Here is a 1668-nt window from a genome sequence, read left to right as displayed (position 1 = left end):
GCGTCTTTGTGCTTGACGGCACCAGGGCGCTGGTCGGACGACTGGGGCAAAGGGGGCAGCCAGCCAGGCTGCACCTCGACAACCTCGACATCGATCGGCAGGCACTCCAAAACCGACTCGGTCATAGAGCTGGTACAGGAGTCGCGCTGCCCATCAGCCAAGCCTCCGATCAGGCCCGAGCCGAACTAATGGCTTCCTTCAGAAGCAGAGAGCGATCTGACGCGGGGCGTTGACGGCCAGAAGTCGGATTCGATCGGATGCGTGCAGATCGCTTCGCCGCTCAGTCCATGCCAGGTGCCAAGGCAGACTCGGATTGCTGGCCGTCAAGAATCCGATTGGAATGCGCCGCGCATCGGCCTTTACGCCGAGACTATGCTGCTTGAGCGCTGGCGTGTGAGCGCCGATGTTGCTTACCTGCCGTGGACGGACTTCCGTGGTCGTGACGACCACCTCCTTCGGCCTGGACCAACTTTCTACGATCAGCGGGGGCAAGGTGGCGGTGGCGTTCAGGTGGAAGGAGCACTATCCTACTTCTTCAACAAGAATTTCAGCATCGGCATTGGTGCCCGGTATTGGGCAATGTGGACGACGAACAACAGAAATGCAACCTATAACTGCATCTGCGACGACGTCGGCAAGATTGTTAAGCACCCTGCTCTTGCTAAGTACAGCATGGAGCGATTGGGCACGTTCATAGAGTTCTCCTACAGGTTTGACTGAACGTATATTTCTGGCTTGAAGTCTGTTTAAACCGCTGTTGCCGCAAAGAGCACCGGGATCGCGCGGTATTGGCCTGTAGCAGCTGGGAAGGCTTCTCCCCAAACTTGAAGAGGGGGACGCATGGGAGGCAAAACCGCTGGCCGAGTGCCAAAGACGACAGTCGGCGACCTACCGGTCGTTTCAGATTGATCCGTGGGGACGGCCGGATGCGCGAGATGGTAAAAGTGATCTCGGCCGCGACGGAGCTCACCGGCGATATCGACAAGGCGATCTACTGGTATCGCAATGAACCGATCGCTGACTATGGCCATCGCACGGCTGCCGAACTCGTCGCGGACGGCCAGGTCGAAGCAGTCCTGGCCTTCATCCGGGGTCCTGAGAACGGGGCGCGCGGGTGAAGGTCGCCGGCGTCGGGTCGAAGGAGACCTTCCATCGCTGTCTGGCACCCAAATGGGCTTTCCTGCCGACCAGCAGTGCAGGCGCGGCGATCGACGGCGGTCGTTTCAACCGGCCAGGCGTCGAAGCGCTCTATCTGTCCCGTTCGGCCCAGACGGCTCTTGATGAATAGCAAGATCACGCTCGGCGAGGTGGCCGACCTTTCGCAGGGGTTCGACCCGGACATCTGGGACGCCGCTTGGCAGGAATGGGATTGTGCCTGGCGCCAGATCGCTCGCATCTATAAGAAAATTCCGCGATCGCCACCGCGTGCTTCTTCTTGGTTACATCAAACGCAACAAATGCTTCGCTATACTCTCCCATGGCTCGCCCTCCGTACGTGCGGGCGGGCCACCGATCTCCGCCTCGGAACATGACGTCTAACACTGATCTGCTTGACGACAGCCACCGAGACTCAACGCCCCGCGTCAGATCGCTCTCTGCTTCTGAAGGAAGCCATTAGCTCGGCTCGGGCCTGATCGGAGGCTTGGCTGATGGGCAGCGCGACTCCTG

The 1668-nt window shown here is 59.8% G+C and carries 2 protein-coding genes and 1 pseudogene; all 3 read left to right on the top strand.

Going from position 1 to position 1668, the window contains the following annotated elements; translation table 11 throughout:
• Positions 1 to 261 precede the first annotated feature (261 nt).
• On the top strand, positions 262 to 720 hold the full coding sequence (locus PU724_RS33670) for a hypothetical protein (RefSeq protein ID WP_354426073.1): 459 nt from the start codon (positions 262 to 264) through the stop codon (positions 718 to 720).
• A 191-nt stretch (positions 721 to 911) separates the two neighbouring features.
• Positions 912 to 1118, top strand: a pseudogene (locus tag PU724_RS33665) (hypothetical protein); the annotation flags it as partial.
• The gene (locus tag PU724_RS33660; RefSeq protein WP_354426075.1) at positions 1115 to 1288 is read left to right on the top strand and encodes an RES domain-containing protein; all 174 of its coding nucleotides are present in this window, start codon (positions 1115 to 1117) and stop codon (positions 1286 to 1288) included. The pseudogene PU724_RS33665 and the gene PU724_RS33660, both read left to right, overlap by 4 nt.
• The last annotated feature ends 380 nt before the right edge of the window (positions 1289 to 1668 follow it).

Origin of the sequence: Mesorhizobium abyssinicae, assembly GCF_049887195.1 — a bacterium.
In the GTDB taxonomy this organism is placed as follows: domain Bacteria; phylum Pseudomonadota; class Alphaproteobacteria; order Rhizobiales; family Rhizobiaceae; genus Mesorhizobium; species Mesorhizobium abyssinicae.
Note: the sequence above shows the minus strand (reverse complement) of the source record. Positions and strands in the feature narration are given on the sequence as shown.